The sequence below is a fragment of the Arthrobacter nitrophenolicus genome (assembly GCF_000332815.1).
Lineage (GTDB): Bacteria > Actinomycetota > Actinomycetes > Actinomycetales > Micrococcaceae > Arthrobacter > Arthrobacter nitrophenolicus.
On the sequence record NZ_AOFD01000050.1, the window covers coordinates 1 to 17177 of the forward strand.

A 17177-nucleotide genomic window follows, 5' to 3' on the forward strand; every position below is an offset into this window, starting at 1 on the left:
GGCACCCGCCGCGGAAGCCGCCGTCGTGCCCGGCATGGGGGCCGCCCGTGGCTAGGCCGGCCCGGGCGGGATCCATGCCCGCCGCGGAGCCAGCAAAGGAAACGCGGTGCACGGGCATGGTGGAAGTCCGGGTACGGGAGCCGCAGGAGGCCTCCGCGGCGCTGGCCGATGCGGTCCGGATGGTGGAGGAAGCCGCCAACCGGTATGGCACCGGCATCATGGTCACGGAGGTCGGCGAGGGAAGCTACGTGGTGCGGGCCCACCCGGCCGTTCCCCACGGGCTGGTGCGCCAGCAGGGCAACGGAGCCGCGCCTTGAAATAGCGGGGGCAACTCCGGCGTTAGGCTGTGCAGAGGCCACACCGCATCGAAGGAGATCCCCTTGAGTGACATCACCATCCGCCACAACGCCGAACGCGAGCGTTTCGAAATACTCGACGCCGGCAACGTGATCGGGAAGGCCGCGTACAAGGCGTACGACGGCGGCGGGTCGCCGCAGCGGATTTTCTACCACACGGTGGTCAACGAGGAATACGGGGGACAGGGACTGGCCGGCCGGCTGGCCACGGTGGCCCTGGACGAGACCGTGGCCGCCGGAACGGGCATTGTCCCCGTGTGCCCGTTCATCAAGAAGTTCCTTGCCAAGCACCCCGAATACGCCGGCAGCGTGGCTGCGGTGAAGCCGGCGCACCTGGAGTTCCTGGACACGGCGCTCGCAGCCCGGACAAGGGCGTAGCTGCAGGCCTGCGACGCGCATCCTGGTTTTCGACGCGCACATCCTCTTTCGACGCAGACTCTGCTTTTCGACGCGCAGATTCCCTGGCGCCCCTGAAATTTGGGCCGCGACAGGGAACCTGCGGGTCGAAAGTGAATTGCCGTGTCGGAATCGACCCGGGCAACACTCCGGCGGGCTATCAGCCGGCTCCCAACAACTGGTGATCTAATCGGCATCACATCGCGTGCTGGGACGTGATGCCCAGATTGTTGAGTTGTGACAGGAGCCCCTATGCCGGTGCACCCAGTAGAGCCGCGGGTAGAGCAGGAAGTTCGTCCCGTCCGCCACGGCCGGAAGAAGGTGGCGCTCCTGCTGTGCGCCGTCGCGCTGGTCATCGTGGCCACCACCGCCCTGGCCGTGGTCCGGTCCGAGCCGTTCGGCGGCACCGCAGCCCCCACGGCCGCCGCCCCCGTCCCGGCCGAACCGGTGGCTGCCGCGCCCGACTCGCTGCAGGACAAGGTTGAGTCCATCCTCGATGAAGCCGGCGACTACCGGATCGGCGTCGCGCTGGCGGACGTCTCGGGCGACGCCGCTCTGACGTTCGGTGACACAGACGTGTTCACGGCCGCCAGCACCGCCAAGCTGATCACCGCGGCAGCCTTCTACCACCTGGTCGAAACCGGGGAAGCCGGCCTCGATGACCCGATGGGGGACTACGACGCCGCCTTCCAGATGGAAGCCATGGTGAACCAGAGCAACAATGATTCGTGGCTGCTGCTGATGGACGCCGTGGGCTATCCCCGGCTGATTGATTATGCGGCCTCGATCGGCGTCACCTACGATCCGGAACAGAACCTGCTGACCGCCGCAGACATGGCATTGGTCCTCAAGAAACTGCATGCGGGGGACCTGCTCAACGAAGCCAACACGGCCGAGCTCCTGGGCTACATGCAGGACACCAACAACGATGACCTCATCCCCGCCGGGTCCCGCGCCGGCATCGAGGTGCAGCACAAATACGGGGAGATGGACGGGGACCTCCACGACGCCGCGCTCCTGACCTACCGCGGCTCCACCTTCGCGCTGGTGATCTACACCGAAAACCCCGAGGGCTTCGAGGAACCGGAACAGGCGGAGCTCATCCGGGAGCTGACCGGCACGGTTGAGGACGCCCTGTTCCCGCTGACCCCGGCCGGGAAGTAACAGCCCAGCGGCCGGGTGACCCTCCGGACCGCGAAAGTCGCGTCCCGGGCGCACCTTGCACCAGACTGTTACCGTGAGCAACAACCCCCGGACTGCCCTGGCCGTCGCCGGCCTCAGTCTGGGCACGGCACTGAACCCCCTCAACTCCTCCATGATCGCCGTGGCCCTGGTGGTGCTCCGCGCCGATTTCGGGCTCGACGTCGCCGCCGTCACCTGGGTGGTCACCTCCTTCTACCTGGCCTCCGCGGCGGGCCAGCCGGTGATGGGGAGGCTGGCGGACCGGTTCGGGCCGCGCCGGATGTTCATGCTGGGCATGGCCCTGGTGGCCGTCACCTGTGCGCTGGCGCCGTTCGCCCCGAACTTCGCCCTCCTCTGCGTTGCCCGGGCGGTGATGGCGCTCGGCACGGCCACCGCCTACCCAAGCGCGGTGGTGATGGTGGGTGCCATCGCGCACCGCGCCGGGATGGAGCCGGCCCGCCCGCTGGGACGGCTGCAGATGGCAAACACGTCCGCGGCCGCCGTCGGGCCCGTTGTCGGCGGACTGCTGGTCAGCCTGGTGGGGTGGGAAGCATTGTTCCTGGTCAACGTTCCGCTCGCGCTGGCCGCGCTGCTCATCGTGCGGCGGGCGGCGCCGCCGGACGAGGCCCGGGAGCGGGGGAGCGTGGCGGAACTGCTGCGGGACTCCGACATTCCCGGGATCCTGGCGTTCGTGGCCGCGATGATGCTGGTGATGATGGCCGCGCTCAATGTGCTGCCCGGGTACCGCTGGTGGATGCTGGGCGCCGGAACAGCGATCGGCGCCCTCTTCGCCTGGCGCGAGCTCCGCTTCAGCCGGCCGTTCCTGGACCTCCGCCTGCTCGGCCGGAACCGGCCGCTGATGCTGGTGTACCTGGCCTTCGCGGTGTTCAGCAGCGTCTACTACTTCGTCTTCTTCGGCCTGCCGCAGCTGCTGCAGGAAGCCGGCGGCTATGATCCCGGCGTCGTAGGCCTGCTGATGCTGCCGCTCGCCGCGATGTCCGTGGCTGCCACGCCGTGGGCGGTCAAGGCGATGGGAAGGTTCGGGGTACGGCGCGTGCTCCTGGCCGGCGTCGTCCTGCTAACCGCTGTGGCAGGCCTGATGTGGCTGCTGACGGGCACCTTGGCGATCCCGCTGGTGGTGGTGATGACCGCCCTGATGGGCGTGCCTTACGGAACAGTGGGGATCGCCTCCAACCAGGGCATGTTCGTGTCCGTCCGGCCGCAGGAGCGCGGGGTGGCCGCAGGAATCTACCAGACCTGCCGGTACGTCGGTGCCATCACCGCCACCGTGATGATCGGCGTCTTCGCGGCCGGCGGTGTGGACCAGAAAAGCTGGGGGCGGATGGTGCTGGCCATGCTGGTCCTGTGCGTGGTGACGTTCGGCGTCAGCCTGCTGTGGCGGCAGCGGGAAGCGTAGGAACCCCTAGGAAGCGCTGGGACAGCGTGCCATGCTGGCCCCATGGGAAACATGATGACTCTGGGAAACGCAGCAACGTCGGTGCATGCCTACATCAGCGAACCCCCAGGCCAGCCCAAGGCCGGCCTGCTGCTGATCCACGAAATCTGGGGCCTGGTGGACCACATCAAGGACGTCGCGGACCGGTACGCCGCCGAGGGCTACCTGGTGTTGGTGCCCGATGTCATGACGGACATCGGCATGACGCCCGAGGTGGCCGGGGAGGTGCTGCGGGCCCTCGCAGATCCTGACCCCGAACAGCGCAGCAAGGTCCAGCCGAGGCTCCGGAAGCTGACGTCCCCGCTGGACTCGCCGGAATTTGCCGAACGGACCCTCGAGGCGTTGCAGGTGTGCTTCAACCACCTGGAAGGAATACCGGGCCTGGCCGGCCGGGTGGCAGTCACGGGGTTCTGCTTCGGTGGCGGCTACAGTTTTGCGCTGGCCACCCGCGAGCCCCGGCTGCGTGCGGCGGTGCCGTTTTACGGCAGCGCCGACTTCACCGGGGAAGAGCTGCGCCGGATCACTTGTCCCGTCCTCGCTTTCTACGGCGAACAGGACCGGGCGCTGGTGGACAAACTGCCGGAGCTCAAGAAGAAAATGTCCGCCGCGGGCGTGGATTTCGAAGCGGTCGTCTATCCCCGGACCGGTCACGCTTTCTTCAATGACAGCACCCCCGCCAGGTACAACGCCCATGCCGCGAAGGACGCGTGGACCCGGACCCTGGCGTTCCTGGACAGAAGCCTCAGGGACTAGCCCGCCGGGATTATCGTGGACGTATGGACTCCCCGAAGGTTCAGCTGTACCTGGATATCGCCGCCAAGGGCTTGGGCATCATCGGTGTTGCGCTGATGGTCTTCACCCGGGGCGGCTGGTTCTACGTGGGCGTGGCCGCGGTGGTCCTGGGCGTGCTGTTCATGGGCGGCTCCCTGGTGGCCAGCCGGAAGCTGCGCCAGCGCAGGTGGGACGGCACGCGGCGGACCTAGATCTGGAACCGTTCCCTGCAGGTGGGCTGCCTCGTGGATTCAGCGGGGCCATAAGTGCTACTGCTGGTGTGCCTACGATGCGGCGGGACGGGGCCGCAAGCGCAATGCCTGCATGCCGCCGTCCACTGCGAGATCGACGCCGGTGGTGGAACCCGCCAGGGGACTGGCCAGATAGACGATCGCGGCCGCAATCTCCTCCGGCGTGACCAGCCGGCCATGGGGTTGCCGCGCCTCCAGCGCCGCACGCTCCGCTGCCGGGTCCGGGGCTGTGGACAGGAGCCGGCCGATCCACGGTGTGTCCGCGGTGCCCGGGTTCACGCAATTGACCCTGATGCCTTCGGGCAGGTGGTCCGCTGCCATGCTCAATGTAAGCGAAAGCACCGCCCCCTTGGTGGCACTGTAGAGGGCACGCTGGGGGAGTCCGGCCGTCGCGGCCACCGAACAGGTGTTGACGATGGCAGCATGGCTGGACTCGCGCAGGTACGGGAGGGCGGCCCGTGAAACGCGGACCATCCCCATCACGTTGATGTCGAAGACCCGATGCCATTCGTCGTCGTCGTTCGATTCAATGGTGCCCTGGGCACCCACACCGGCGTTGTTGGCCACAATGTCGATGCCGCCCATCCTGTCCGCCGCCTCCTTGACGGCGCGGCGGACAGAGCCGTCGTCGGAAACATCGCAGTGAATGGCGATAAGGCCGTGGCCCGCCTGCTCCGGTTGCAGGTCCAGTACCGCTACAGCGGCGCCGCGCTCCTTGAGCAGCGCGGCGGTGGCGGCGCCAATGCCCGACGCCCCTCCGGTGACGATCGCCTTAAGTCCCGCAAACTCCATTGTTTGTTCCTTTCGTGTCCCTGGCGGCTAGCCCTGGAAGAATTCCTGCCGCTGGCGTCCGAGCCCGGCGACTTCGATTTCGACGACGTCCCCCGGTTTGAGGTAGGGGAACCTGCCGGACAGGGCAACGCCTTCGGGGGTGCCTGTGCAGATGAGGTCGCCGGGTTCAAGGACCAGGAACTGGCTGAGGTCGTAGATGATCTGCTCCACGCCGAAAATGAGGTCCCGGGTGGAGGAGTCCTGGCGGATTTCGCCGTTCACCCAGCTGCGCAGCGTTAGGTCGGAGGGATCGACTTCGTCGGGGGTCACCAGGACGGGGCCGGTGGGGCAGAAGCCGGCGCAGCTCTTGCCTTTGGACCACTGGCCGCCCGATACCTCGAGCTGGAAGGTGCGTTCGGAGAGGTCGTTGACGGTGACGTAGCCTGCAACGTGGTCCCGTGCCTGCCGTGGCGACTCCAGGTAGGAGGCCCGGCGGCCGATGACGACGCCCAGCTCGACTTCCCAGTCGGTCTTGGTGGAGCCGCGGGGGATGGCCACGGCATCGTAGGGCCCCGCCACGGTGTTGGGTGCTTTGTGGAAAATGATGGGCACCGTCGGGGGTGCGGACCCTGATTCGGCGGCGTGCGCTGCATAGTTCATGCCTACGCAGATGACGGACGAGGGCCGGGCGATGGGTGCCCCGATCCTGGCGCCGTCAACGCTGAGCTCATCCAGCTCCCCCGCGGCGAGGGCAGCGGCGGCACGCCCCGGTCCGTCCGATTCCCAGAAGTCGGTGTCGATATCCTTCGCCACCGGTTCCAGCGAATAGTACTTGTTCTGGTGCAGCAGGGCGGGGACTTCCTTGCCCGGCTCACCTATGCGCGCAAATTGCATTGGTCCTTCTTTCCTTGGTGCTTGTTCGGCTACTGCCGAGGTCAGCCGGGTGTCCCGGTCAGGTGATCAGGCCGCGGTCCCGGAGTTCGTCCCAGAGGGACTCAGGGACGGACTGTGCCGCCAGGTCCAGGTTTTGCTTCACCTGGTCCGGCGTCCGCATGCCCAGGACCACACCCGTTACGGCGGGATGGCGGTAGGGGAACTGAAGGGCTGCGGCCGGCAGCGTGGTCCCGTGCGATTCACAGATGTCCGCCAGCAGGTTCGCCCTGTCCAGGAGTTCCGGCGGGGCGGGGGCGTAGTTGTAGGTGGCATCGCTGGCGGGCCGCTCCTTGGAAAGCAGGCCTGAATTGAAGACGCCAACATTCACCACGCCCACCTGGCGTTCAAGGCAGGCCGGGAGCAGGTCCGCTGCCGCGCCCTGCTCAAGCAGTGTGTACCGGCCGGCGAGCATCACCATGTCTATGTCTGTTTCGGTGACGAAGCGGTGGAGCATGCCGGCCTGGTTCATGCCTGCACCCCAGGCACGGATCACGCCCTCATCCCGCAGGGCTGATAGGGCAGGCGCCGCACCTTCCACCGCCTCGGTCCAGTAATCGTCAGGGTCGTGGATGTAGACGATGTCTATGCGGTCGGTTCGCAGCCGCTTGAGGCTTTCCTCGATGGAGCGCAGCACACCGTCGCGGGAATAGTCGCGGACCCGGATGAGATCGTCAGGGACGTCGAAGCCCTCGGTGTCCTTGCCGTGCGGGAACGGATTTGGCCGCAGTAAGCGTCCAATTTTGGTGCTGAGCACGTAGGTGCCGCGGTCCTGGCCGGCCAGGACGCCCCAAGGCGGCGCTCCGAAAGGCCGAGCCCGTAGTGCGGTGCGGTGTCGAAGTAGCGGATGCCGCCTTCCCAGGCGGCGGCAACGGCGTCGGCCGCCTCCTGTTCCGGCACCTGCCGGTACAGGTTGCCAATGGGCGCTGCCCCGAAGCCGAGCACCGGCAGGGAAATGCCGGTACCGGGGATGGTGCGGGTTTCTGCCTGCATTCTCAGTCCTTCTCCTGTTTCCTGGCTTCCGTAATGGCCTGTTCTGTTCCCTCCGCCAACCGGTACACCCTGGCCGCGGTCCCGGAGGAGACACTTTCGCGCTCGCTTTCGGACGCACCGGCCAGCGCTGTTTCTGCCGTGGTGATCCACTCCTGGTAGGCGGCCGCTCCTGTCAGTGAGACGGGCCAGTCACTCCCAAGCATGCAGCGGTCGGCACCGAAAAGGTGCAGCGTTTCCCTGATGTACGGCAGTGCCTGTGGCCCGGTTGGCCGGGTCCGGTCGGATTCTGCGCCGGCTCCGGAAATCTTGACGACGACGTTGGGCCGGCGGGCAAGTTCACGCATCCCGCTGCTCCACTCCGTGAAGGCGCCGCTGGCGATGGGTGGCTTTCCCATATGGTCCAGCACGATCTGAAGCGCGGGCGCACGGTCGGCGAACGCGGTCAGAGCGGCAAGCTGGCCGGTGCGGATGCAGGCGTCGAAGGCAAGGCCCGCTTCGGCCACCCGCCGCGCGCCGGCAAGCATGTCCGGATGCAGCACGAAGGATTCGTCCCGGTCCTGCAGGAGCTGCCGCACTCCGCGGACCAAAGGGCGCTGCAGCAGGTGGTCAAGGTCCTCGGCCACGCTGTCCCCGCTGCTGACCGGGGCAAAGGCCACGATTGCGGCCAGAGTGGGCCAGCTGCTGCCCAGGCCGGATACCCAGTCCACTTCTTTCAGCGCCTGGTCGTCCCGGCAGTCTGCCTGCACAAATACGGCCGCCAGGGTGTTGGCTGGAGTGTGCGGAAGGTCCTGCGGAAGAAAGGGCCGGTTCAGGGCAGGGTTGTTGGCCAGCCAGTCGTAGGCGAGTACTGCCGGGTCCCAAACGTGGACGTGCGAATCTATGACCTTCATGCAGGGGCCTCCACTATGCCGTGGCTTCGGGCCGGACACCGATTGTCAGCAGCAGGTTGGCATAGTGCCGGGTATCGCCGCTGGCGATGACGACAGCCACATTCGGTGAACGCGCCGCATCATAAAAATCGAAACGCTGGTACGAGGTGACGGGGACAGCGCCGCCCAGGGACTGACCGTAACCCTTGATCGCCTCCGTCCAGCTCCCGTCGGGCGGCGTCATCACGGCTGCCGCCTCGATGGGGACGGCGTCGATCAGGACGTCAAGGATCTGGTCGATTGTCAGCAGGCCCGGCCGCAGGTTCAAGGCTATCCGTCGTGCCGACGCTGGCGCACCTGTGTTGTGGGGGTAGTTGGCATCAGCAATAAGGATCTGCGAACCGTGGCCGGATTCGGCGAGTGCAGCCAGCAGGCCCGGGTGGGTCAGGGTGTAGTTGATCATGCCTCAGCCTTAGCCCGTGCACCCGCGAACGCAATGCCGCGGCCAGCGCTGCCGGTCCGCCATTCCTGTTCCGCACGTCCTGCGTCCGTTCCGGCCCAATAGTCGCCCCAGGGAAAGGCATAGTCCTGCAGTGTCTGTGCCTTGAGCTCCGCCGAATAGCCGGGGTTTGCCGGCATGACGTAGGCACCGTCCCGGACGATGCACGGATCAACAAAATGTTCGTGGAGATGGTCCACGAATTCAGTGACCCGGCCTGTGAGGTCGCCGGAGATGGCGATGAAGTCAAAGATCGAGAGGTGCTGGACAAGTTCGCACAGGCCCACGCCGCCGGCGTGCGGGCAGACCGGGATACCGAACTTGGCTGCCATCAGCTGGACGGCAAGCACTTCGTTCACACTGGCCAGCCGGCAGGCGTCCAGCTGGCAGTAGTCCACTGCCCCGGCCTGGAAAAGTTGCTTGAAGAGCACGCGGTTCATGCCGTGCTCCCCGGTGGCCACCCCGATCGGCTGGACGGCCCTGCGGATTTCCGCGTGGCCAAGGACATCGTCTGGGCTGGTGGGCTCCTCGATCCAGAGCGGATTGAATTCCGCCAGCTGCTTGACCCAGTCGATGGCCTGTGGGACGTCCCATACCTGGTTGGCGTCGATCATGAGGTTGCCCTGCGGTCCAATTACCTCGCGCGCGATTCCGAGGCGGCGGATGTCGTCCTCCAGTGATGCGCCAACTTTGAGCTTGATGTGCCGGTACCCCTGGTCCACGGCCTCCTGGCAAAGCCGCCGGAGCTTTTCGTCAGAGTAGCCGAGCCAGCCTGCAGACGTTGTGTAGCACGGGTAGCCGCTTTCGGTCAGCTGCTGGATGCGTTCACCCCGGGTGGGAGCCAGCCGGGCCAGGATCTCCAAGGCCTCCTCCCGGGTCAGCGCATCCGAGAGGTACGTAAGGTCTGCGGCGTCGACGATGTCCTCGGCCGGCATATCCGCCAGGAGTCGCCACAGCGGTTTTCCTGCCCGCCGTGCCGCCAGGTCCCATACCGCGTTCATTACGGCGCCCAGGGCAAGGTGTTCCACGCCTTTGTCCGGACCGAGCCAGCGGAGCTGCGAATCCTGTTTCAGGCTGCGGTAGGTCCCTCCAAGGCTTCCACAGACTGCGTCGATATCCCGTCCCAGGAGGGGGCGGGCCCGAAGCTCCATGGCCGCAGCGCAGACTTCGTTGCCTCGTCCGATGGTGAAGGTGAAACCACAGCCGTAAACGGCAGGATCATCCGTGGTGAGGACTATATAGGCTGCAGAGTAGTCGGCGTCGTGGTTCATGGCGTCCGAGCCGTCGGCAGTCAGCGAAGTCGGAAAACGCACGTCGAACACGTCATATCCGGTGATGTGTGGCAAGGTGAGCCCTCCAGGTTCAGGCTATGAAGAAGATGGTCCAGCAACGTTGCGAGCATCATCTGATGTATTTGGAAGTATTTGATGAGAATATAGGACCATCATCCTTTTTCCAAGCAATACATCTGATGAAAGAAGAAATGGGGCGAAGCCCCCTGAAAGTGCACCCAGAAAGGCGGCTGCCATGACCAGTGGTACATCCAACGGTTCGATGTCGCAGACAGACGTTGTGATCTCCGGCGTCAAGCGGATGTTGTCCTCCCGCCGGCTCCGGCCCGGAGACAGGCTGCCCATCGAGAAAGACCTGGCTGCCGAACTGCAGGTCTCCCGCGGCTCGCTTCGGGAAGGTGTCCGTGCACTGTCCACCATGGGCATCCTGGAAACCCGGCAGGGGGCAGGCACCTTCGTGACCCGGCTTGAGCCCGCTGCACTGCTTTCGGCGATGGAGTTCTGGGTGGGACTGCAGGATGGCGAGCGGGCCAACCAGGTGCACACCGTCCGGCGGGCGCTGGAGACCGAGGCCGCGGCGGCGGCTGCCATCCGGATCGGCGAGGAGCAGCTCGATGCAGCTGAACGCATCCTGGAGCGGGCCCACGCCGCAATCCACGCCGCACCGATCGACCATGCCGCTGCCATGCAATGCGACGTGGAGTTCCACCGGCTGGTTGCGGAGGCGTCGGCCAACCATGTGCTCTCCGCGCTGATCGAAACCGTGTCCACCAACACCATCCGGGGACGCATGTGGCGTTCCATCCATGACAATGAGGGGTTGCTCGCCACGCACCGTGAGCACCTTGGCATTCTGGAGGCGCTGCGCCGGCACGACGTGGACCGGGCCAGGACGCGGATGGCAAACCACCTGTACGCCGTCGAGGACTACGTGACCGCCATTCCGGAGTCCGGGCTTGAAGGGCGCGAGGCGGATCCGCTGGGGGCTTTGGCTGACAGTGAGGCTGTTCGATAACCTGCTATTCGTCTGACCTTGTTTACCAAATGCGGATCAAACTGCGACTATTCGACGCGGCAATTGGTTTTGATGCAAAGAAAGATCAGATGATTCCTTGACTTCCGTTGCGGGTGCGGGTCATTCTGTTGGTTATACAAAGGTTGCGGGGATCACATCAGCCAGGCAACGAGGACGTCGCCGGGCAGCCTTTGTCCCCAGCTACGAAAGGACATTCACCGTGTTGAACAAACGCGTTACCGGCCGTCTTCTCGGTGCAGCAGCGGCGGCCGCGGTTGCTGCCACCGCGCTCACTGCCTGTGGTTCTTCAAGTGCAGGGTCATCGGGGGAGAGCAAGGAAGCCTCCTCGATGTACACCTGGATCACCAACGAAAACGACCGGGCGCAGTGGCAGGCGTTTATCGACGCCGCCAAGGAGAAGGATCCCGACTTCAATCTGACCCTCGAGGGGCCGAGCTTCAACGACTACTGGACGAAGGTCAAGACCCGGCTGTCGAGTTCCGGCGCCCCATGCATTATCACCACGCAGGCAGCCCGGGCCCAGGAACTCAAGGACCTGACCGTTCCTCTGGACGACCTGGTCAAGAGCAACAACATTGACGTTTCCATGTACAACAAGGCGATGATTGACGGCCTGACGGTAGAGGGGACCTCCGGGGCATCCCCTACGACGCAGAGCCTGTGGTCCTTTATTACAACAAGGACCTCCTGGCCGCGGCGGGCGTCAAGGAACCGACACTGAATTACACCACCAGCCAGTTCGTCGCAGACCTGAAGGCGCTGACCAAGGACGGTGTGGCCGGTCTCGCCGTTCCGCCCGGCTTCGGCTCCGGGCCGGGACTGCCAATTGCGTTCGCGAACGGCAACGAGCCTGTCAAGGACGGGCAGCTGGAGCTGACCAATGAAGGCCTGGTGAAGGACCAGCAATTCGCCTTCGACCTTGCCGCCAAGGAGAAGGTAGCCAACGCTCCGCAGGCATCCGACGGCACCGACGTCCCGGAGCAGCAGTTCATGAGTGGCAAGGCGGCCATGATCATTGATGGACCCTGGATGTATGACATGCTCACGACCAAGACCCAGGGCAAGGTAGGGATCGCCGTGGTCCCTTCCGAGTCGGGTAAAAGCATCGGCATGATCCAGGCTCCGCGTTCGCCATTGCCGCATCCTGCAAGGACAAGGAAGCAGCGTTCCAGAACATCATGAAGATCACCACGCCTGAGGTGGTCGGCGCCGTGGGTGCAGCCCGCGGAACAGTGCCGTCCGTGGAATCGGCGGTCAAGGACTGGGCCGGCAACAAGCCGGAAGCTGATGTGGCGGTGGTGGAAGCCCTGCTGGAGAGCGGCCGCCCGCTGGTCACCACGCCCAACTGGAACCAGGTGGAAACAACCTTCACGCAATACTCCGGGGAGGGCTTCCGCGGCAGCAAGACCGCAGAGGAACTTCTCGCCACGATCATGAACTCCGCCAAGTAAATTTCCCCGGGGGCGGGCTCCCGCCGGGAGTCTGCCCCCTTCACGGAAAAGGTCAATGATGACTGCTCTACCGACGCTTGCTGTCAAAAACGGAAGGAAGCCGGCCGGTACTCCCGGGCATGGACGGCTGGCCGCAGCCTACCTCGCCCCCGGGATGCTCGGTTTCCTGGTCTTTATCGTGCTGCCGCTCGTCGCCTCCCTGGTGATCAGCCTGTTCGACTGGCCGCTGTTCGGCGCGCCTGAATTCGTGGGGCTGGACAATTACGCCCGCATGCTCACCGGGGACCCGGTGTTCTGGACAGTCCTGGGCAACACCTTGTTCTTTGCCGTCAGCTACACCGTACTCAACCTCGTCCTGGCGCTGGCCGTCTCCACCTGGCTGCACCACCTCGGCAGCTGGGGACCCTTCTTCCGGGTCCTGTTCTTCATCCCGGTGGTGACCCCCATGGTGGCCAACGCACTGGTGTGGCGCCTGATGCTGACCGATGACGGCGTGGTGAACAGCTTCCTCGCCAACTTCGGCATCGACGGCCCGTCCTGGCTGAGTGACAGCCAACTGGCCATGGGATCCCTGATCGCCATGTCCGTATGGCAGGGCATCGGGTACAACATCATCGTCCTGGGCGCCGGGCTGAACGGCATATCGCCCAACCTGCTGGAAGCGGCACGCATCGACGGCGCAGGTGCGTGGCAGCGGTTCTTCCGGGTGGTGCTTCCCATGCTCTCGCCGTCGCTCTTTTTCTGCACGGTGATGACGATCATCGGGTCGTTCAAGGTGTTCACCCAGCCCTACCTGCTCACACTCGGTGGACCGGGCGAATCCACCAACACGATCGTGCTCTATCTGTACCGCAACGGTTTTTCCTTCGACAAACTCGGATACGCCTCGGCGCTCGCCTGGGCGCTGTTCGTGATCGTCATGCTCATCACCGCCCTGCAGTTCTCCCAGCAGAAGAGGCTGGTCAACTATGACAACTGAAACGCTGGCCAAGCCGGCCACGGACAAGCCCACCACCCATCGTCGGCACAGCCCAGGCATGCGGAAAAAGAAGCACCCGGGGCACTACATCAGCCGTGCCGGCGCCATCCTGGTGGGGCTGGTCTTCTTCTTCCCGTTCCTCTGGATGCTTGCCACGTCCCTCAAGCCCACCTCGGAAATTTTCTCCACCGGGGCAAGCTTCCTGGCCTCAAGGGTGGAATGGTCCAACTATGTCACCGCCTGGACGGCCATCCCCTTTGGCCGGGTCATCATCAACAGCTTCCTGGTGGCTATTGCCGGCGCAGCGCTGACCACGGTGGTGTCCCTGCTGTCCGCATACGCTTTCGCAAGGATGCAGTTCAAGCACCGGGACAAGCTGTTCCTGGTTTTCCTGGGAACACTGGTGCTGCCCCAGGAAGTCCTGGTTATCCCCTTGTACATCATGATGAACAAGCTGGAGCTGGTGAATTCGCCGACGGCCCTCATTGTCCCCTTCGCGTTTGGGGCCTTCGGGGCATTCCTGATCCGCCAGTTCCTGCTTTCCCTGCCGGAGGAATTCGAGGAAGCAGCCCGGATTGACGGGGCAGGCTCGATCCGCATCCTGTGGAGCGTCATCCTGCCGCTCGTTCGCGCGCACTTGCAGTGGTGGCAGTCTTCAGCTTCATCGACTACTGGAGCAGCTTCCTCTGGCCGTTGATTGTGATCAACGACGTCTCGCAGGCGACCATCCCGCTGGGCCTGTCCATGTTTTCGGGTGAGAGGGGGACCGACTGGGGACCCCTTATGGCCGCAGCAACATTGGCAGTGCTTCCCAGCCTGCTGGTGGTCATCCTCCTGCAGCGTCAGCTTGTCAAAGGCGTCAGTATGGGCGGTTTCGGCGGACGCTGACCCGCCCCGTCCACTAACCCTGCTTCCCGTTTCCACGACTTTTCCACCTCAAGAATGGAGTTCAGAATGACCAATGAATCGGCCAGCCCTGAAGAATGGCAGCAGCTGTCCCGCCCCACGCCGGAGTGGTTCCAGAACTCTCCGTTCGGCATCTTCATCCACTGGGGTGCCTATTCAGTCCCGGCTTGGGCGGAACCCATCGGAGCCTTGGGCACCATCGACGATGACAGGAAATGGTTCACCCATAATCCTTACGCGGAGTGGTACTACAACACCATCCGCATTGACGGCAGTCCTGCCCAGCAGTACCACAAGGAGACCTACGGCGGCGGGGACTACGACGACTTCCTGGACCAGTGGAAAGCGGAACAGTTCGATCCCGCGGACTGGGTGGAGCTGTTCAAGTTTGCGGGCGCGGACTACGTGGTGCCCACCACCAAGCACCACGACGGCATCGCCCTCTGGGATGCTCCCGGAACGGGGGAGCGGAACACCGTCCGGCGCGGTCCCCGGAAGGACCTGATCGGCGAGATCGCAAGTGCTGTCGAGGCCAAGGGCCTGAAGCTGGGCCTGTACTACTCGGGCGGGCTGGACTGGCACGTGCGGCCCTTCCCCCCGCACATCACCAGCGAAAGCGTCCATGACACCGCCAGGCCCAAAGACGCCGGCTATGCCGAGTACGCATACAACCACGTCGTGGACCTGGTGGACAAATACCGTCCCCATGTCCTGTGGAACGACATCGAATGGCCCGACGCCGGCAAGCACTTTGGCGGGCATGGGCTTGGCACGCTTTTCCAGCACTTCTACTCCACCAACCCGGAGGGCGTGGTCAACGACCGCTGGGGCGCCACGCACAAGGACTACGCAACAAGTGAGTATGAGCATTCCTCCCAGTCGGAGTCCGAATCCCAGTGGGAAAACTGCCGTGGCATCGGCTTCTCGTTCGGCTACAACCAGGTGGAAGGCCCGGAGCAGTCACTCACGGGAAAGCAGCTGGCACGCCACCTGACGGATGTCGTCTCCCGCGGTGGTCACTTCCTCCTGAACGTGGGCCCACGGGCCGACGGCACCATCCCCGAGATCCAGCGCCAGGCGCTCACCGACCTTGGACGCTGGATGGCAAACGCCAAACAGTACCTGGTGGGCGGACGGCCGCTCGAGGACGCTCCGGCAGAAAGCCAGAGTGATCCCTGGATCCGCTGGGTGGACCGGGGGACGGAGGTTGTGGCTTTTGTTGACTCACAAGGCGAGGGAGCTGAGGCTGCACTCGAACTGGGGCCGGACCGGTTCGCCCTGGCGAAGGCCTCACTGGCAGGGCCCGGCGGATCCGTGGATTTCGACGGCCAGGTACTGAAGGTGACGCTGACCGCGGACCGACTCGGACCGGTCATCGTCCGCATCCCCCGGGGATAGCCTAGGACAGATGATTACCTCCGCGACGGCGGCCGTCCCTATAAAGGGGAGGGCCGCCGTCGTGGGCCCTAGGTGTACATCAGCGAGCCGGGCGTGGTGAGCTTCTGCCCGGTGCGCTTACCTTCTCCGCGCTGCCCAGCGGATGCTACGGGGCCGTGGATGGCTGGCGCGGCTGGATGTTGTGGTTCCGGCTGAAGAGGTTGCCGGGGTCGTACCGCTGCTTGAGGTCAATAAGGTTCCCGTACTTGTCCGCCCCGTAGGTCAGGCGTGCGGCCTGCGGGTCCTGGCGGGTCTCGCCGCCCAGGAAGTTCAGGTATTCACCCTGTTCGGCGAAGGGCTGCATCCGCGCGTGTGCCTGCCGCGCAAACTCGGTGAGGCGCACGTCGTCGTCCGCGTCCGACCAGAAGCCGTAGACGTTCATCAGGAACCTTGAGGACCTGTTCGGGTAGGCGGTGGACTCCTCCGGGACCCGGCTGAAGGCCCCGCCCAGAAGGTGGATGTCGATGCCGGTGCCCTGCCACTGCACCTCTGAGGCTATGCCTGCCACCACGTCGATGACCTCCCCGTCCAGCCGGGAGAAGGAGACGTTTTTCCAGTAGCCCCGTGAGCCGGTGGGGAAGAGGCTGTCCATGGCGCTTTGCCACTCGAGCCAGGAAACCGGGCCCACCTCTTCCTGGTCCGGCGGCGCGAGTCTCCGCAGCCGGTCGATCAGGTCCAGTCCGGGCTGGTGGTCCGCGCCCGCCCAGGCGCACCCGATGACCATCCACACGGCGTCGCCCAGCCCGAATTCCGCAGGAAAGGCAATAAAGCTGACAATCGGGTTCATCTCGTCCGGCAGGCCCCGGCTCCAGGTCTCGAAACCCGCCAGCGCAGCCTTCCAGTGCTCCGGAGCGTAGAAGAGGTTCCCGCCCAGGACAGGCTGGGGGAGCGGCCGTGCCCGGAACGTGAACGCCGAAACCACGCCGAAATTGCCGCCGCCGCCCCGCACGCCCCAGAACAGGTCCGCGTTCTCATGCTCGCTGGCGCGCAGGTGGTCGCCCGCGGCGGTGACGATGTGCACGGAGTTCAGGTTGTCGAGCGCCAGCCCATCGCTGCGGGTGAGCCAGCCGACGCCGCCGCCGAGCGTCAGCCCGGCGATGCCCGTGGCGCTGATGACGCCGATGGGGACCGCCAGGCCGTGCTCCACGGTCGCCCTGTCCACGTCCGCCAGGGTTGCACCCGGCTCCACGGTGACCAGGCGGGTGACCGGATCCACCGCAACCTCGCGCAGCCTGCCCAGATCCAGGACCAGGCCGCCTTCCACGCTCCCGTGGCCGGCCACATTGTGTCCGCCTCCCCGCACCGCCAGGACCAGTCCTGTGCTGCGGGCTGCTGCCAGGACGGGGTCGATGTCCGCCACAGAACCTGCCAGTGCGATGGCCCGGGGATGCAGGTCATGCATGCCGTTCCAGACCCGGCGCGCGTCCTCGTATCCTGCATCGCCCGGTTGGAGCAGGCTGCCGCCGAGCTGGCCGCGCAACTCCGACAGCGCTGCGTTGATCCGGTCTTCTGAATGGCCTTGTTCCATGGTCTGACCTCGCCAGATAGGGTGCCGGGTCCTCGTTGATCCGGCTGGGTTGGATGTGGAGAGCACGCCTTCAA

At 65.2% G+C, this 17177-nt stretch carries 22 protein-coding genes and 1 pseudogene; 15 read left to right on the forward strand and 8 right to left on the reverse strand.

All coding sequences use genetic code 11. The features are described 5' to 3' along the window. The first annotated feature begins 116 nt into the window (after positions 1 to 116). The 6 genes from G205_RS15880 (at position 117) to G205_RS15905 (ending at position 4373) form a co-directional block, all read left to right on the forward strand. Positions 117 to 317: a hypothetical protein gene (locus G205_RS15880; RefSeq protein WP_009358881.1), complete on the forward strand. Its 201-nt coding sequence runs from the start codon at positions 117 to 119 to the stop codon at positions 315 to 317. Positions 318 to 380: 63 nt separating this feature from the next. Continuing rightward, positions 381 to 734, forward strand: coding sequence for a GNAT family N-acetyltransferase (locus G205_RS15885; RefSeq protein ID WP_009358882.1), 354 nt, complete (start codon positions 381 to 383; stop codon positions 732 to 734). A 270-nt stretch (positions 735 to 1004) separates the two neighbouring features. Continuing rightward, complete coding sequence (locus G205_RS15890) at positions 1005 to 1916, forward strand: hydrolase (RefSeq protein WP_009358883.1); 912 nt, start codon at positions 1005 to 1007, stop codon at positions 1914 to 1916. 73 nt (positions 1917 to 1989) lie between these two features. Beyond that, a complete protein-coding gene (locus G205_RS15895; RefSeq protein WP_009358884.1) occupies positions 1990 to 3351 on the forward strand; it encodes an MFS transporter in 1362 nt (453 codons plus the stop codon). 51 nt (positions 3352 to 3402) lie between these two features. Further along, entirely contained in the window at positions 3403 to 4143 is a 741-nt protein-coding gene (locus tag G205_RS15900; RefSeq protein WP_235046980.1) for a dienelactone hydrolase family protein, read from the forward strand. A gap of 23 nt (positions 4144 to 4166) precedes the next feature. Beyond that, positions 4167 to 4373 carry a hypothetical protein gene (locus tag G205_RS15905; protein ID WP_009358886.1) on the forward strand — a complete coding sequence of 69 codons (207 nt, stop codon included), beginning with the start codon at positions 4167 to 4169 and terminating at the stop codon, positions 4371 to 4373. 72 nt (positions 4374 to 4445) lie between these two features. Here the strand turns inward: G205_RS15905 and G205_RS15910 are convergent, their stop codons facing one another. The 7 genes and pseudogenes from G205_RS15910 to G205_RS15935 form a co-directional block, all read right to left on the reverse strand. Then, on the reverse strand, positions 4446 to 5204 hold the full coding sequence (locus G205_RS15910; RefSeq protein WP_009358887.1) for an SDR family NAD(P)-dependent oxidoreductase: 759 nt from the start codon (positions 5202 to 5204) through the stop codon (positions 4446 to 4448). A 27-nt stretch (positions 5205 to 5231) separates the two neighbouring features. Beyond that, a complete protein-coding gene (locus G205_RS15915) occupies positions 5232 to 6077 on the reverse strand; it encodes a fumarylacetoacetate hydrolase family protein (protein ID WP_009358888.1) in 846 nt (281 codons plus the stop codon). 58 nt (positions 6078 to 6135) lie between these two features. Then, complete coding sequence (locus G205_RS15920) at positions 6136 to 6870, reverse strand: aldo/keto reductase (RefSeq protein WP_009358889.1); 735 nt, start codon at positions 6868 to 6870, stop codon at positions 6136 to 6138. A gap of 89 nt (positions 6871 to 6959) precedes the next feature. Then, positions 6960 to 7106: pseudogene (locus tag G205_RS23845) on the reverse strand (aldo/keto reductase); the annotation flags it as partial. A gap of 2 nt (positions 7107 to 7108) precedes the next feature. Beyond that, entirely contained in the window at positions 7109 to 7996 is an 888-nt protein-coding gene (locus G205_RS15925) for an amidohydrolase family protein (RefSeq protein ID WP_009358890.1), read from the reverse strand. Positions 7997 to 8009: 13 nt separating this feature from the next. Continuing rightward, positions 8010 to 8438 carry an RbsD/FucU domain-containing protein gene (locus tag G205_RS15930; RefSeq protein ID WP_009358891.1) on the reverse strand — a complete coding sequence of 143 codons (429 nt, stop codon included), beginning with the start codon at positions 8436 to 8438 and terminating at the stop codon, positions 8010 to 8012. Further along, positions 8435 to 9820 (reverse strand): L-fuconate dehydratase, encoded by a 1386-nt coding sequence (locus G205_RS15935; protein WP_009358892.1) that lies wholly within the window; start codon positions 9818 to 9820, stop codon positions 8435 to 8437. Before G205_RS15935 ends, G205_RS15930 begins: the two co-directional genes overlap by 4 nt. A gap of 23 nt (positions 9821 to 9843) precedes the next feature. Between G205_RS15935 and G205_RS21950 the strand changes: the two genes are divergently transcribed. The 9 genes from G205_RS21950 to G205_RS15960 all read left to right on the forward strand — a co-directional run bounded on the left by G205_RS21950 (position 9844) and on the right by G205_RS15960 (position 15536). Further along, a complete protein-coding gene (locus G205_RS21950; protein ID WP_160166615.1) occupies positions 9844 to 10005 on the forward strand; it encodes a hypothetical protein in 162 nt (53 codons plus the stop codon). Then, complete coding sequence (locus G205_RS15940) at positions 10002 to 10781, forward strand: FadR/GntR family transcriptional regulator (RefSeq protein WP_009358893.1); 780 nt, start codon at positions 10002 to 10004, stop codon at positions 10779 to 10781. Before G205_RS21950 ends, G205_RS15940 begins: the two co-directional genes overlap by 4 nt. Before the next feature lie 220 nt (positions 10782 to 11001). Beyond that, a complete protein-coding gene (locus G205_RS23520) occupies positions 11002 to 11523 on the forward strand; it encodes a type 2 periplasmic-binding domain-containing protein (protein ID WP_200859174.1) in 522 nt (173 codons plus the stop codon). Then, entirely contained in the window at positions 11463 to 11984 is a 522-nt protein-coding gene (locus G205_RS23525; RefSeq protein WP_200859175.1) for an ABC transporter substrate-binding protein, read from the forward strand. Before G205_RS23520 ends, G205_RS23525 begins: the two co-directional genes overlap by 61 nt. Then, complete coding sequence (locus G205_RS22155) at positions 11981 to 12253, forward strand: type 2 periplasmic-binding domain-containing protein (RefSeq protein ID WP_009358894.1); 273 nt, start codon at positions 11981 to 11983, stop codon at positions 12251 to 12253. The genes G205_RS23525 and G205_RS22155 overlap by 4 nt, the downstream gene beginning before the upstream one ends. Positions 12254 to 12308: 55 nt before the next feature. Continuing rightward, positions 12309 to 13232 carry a carbohydrate ABC transporter permease gene (locus tag G205_RS15950; RefSeq protein WP_009358895.1) on the forward strand — a complete coding sequence of 308 codons (924 nt, stop codon included), beginning with the start codon at positions 12309 to 12311 and terminating at the stop codon, positions 13230 to 13232. Then, a complete protein-coding gene (locus G205_RS15955; RefSeq protein WP_235046982.1) occupies positions 13222 to 13929 on the forward strand; it encodes a carbohydrate ABC transporter permease in 708 nt (235 codons plus the stop codon). The genes G205_RS15950 and G205_RS15955 overlap by 11 nt, the downstream gene beginning before the upstream one ends. Beyond that, positions 13878 to 14120, forward strand: coding sequence for an ABC transporter permease family protein (locus G205_RS23065; protein ID WP_235046984.1), 243 nt, complete (start codon positions 13878 to 13880; stop codon positions 14118 to 14120). The genes G205_RS15955 and G205_RS23065 overlap by 52 nt, the downstream gene beginning before the upstream one ends. A gap of 66 nt (positions 14121 to 14186) precedes the next feature. Further along, on the forward strand, positions 14187 to 15536 hold the full coding sequence (locus G205_RS15960) for an alpha-L-fucosidase (RefSeq protein WP_009358896.1): 1350 nt from the start codon (positions 14187 to 14189) through the stop codon (positions 15534 to 15536). A gap of 145 nt (positions 15537 to 15681) precedes the next feature. On the opposite strand, the gene G205_RS15965 is transcribed toward G205_RS15960, so the two are convergent. Further along, on the reverse strand, positions 15682 to 17103 hold the full coding sequence (locus tag G205_RS15965) for an FAD-binding oxidoreductase (RefSeq protein ID WP_009358897.1): 1422 nt from the start codon (positions 17101 to 17103) through the stop codon (positions 15682 to 15684). Between the last annotated feature and the right edge of the window lie 74 nt (positions 17104 to 17177).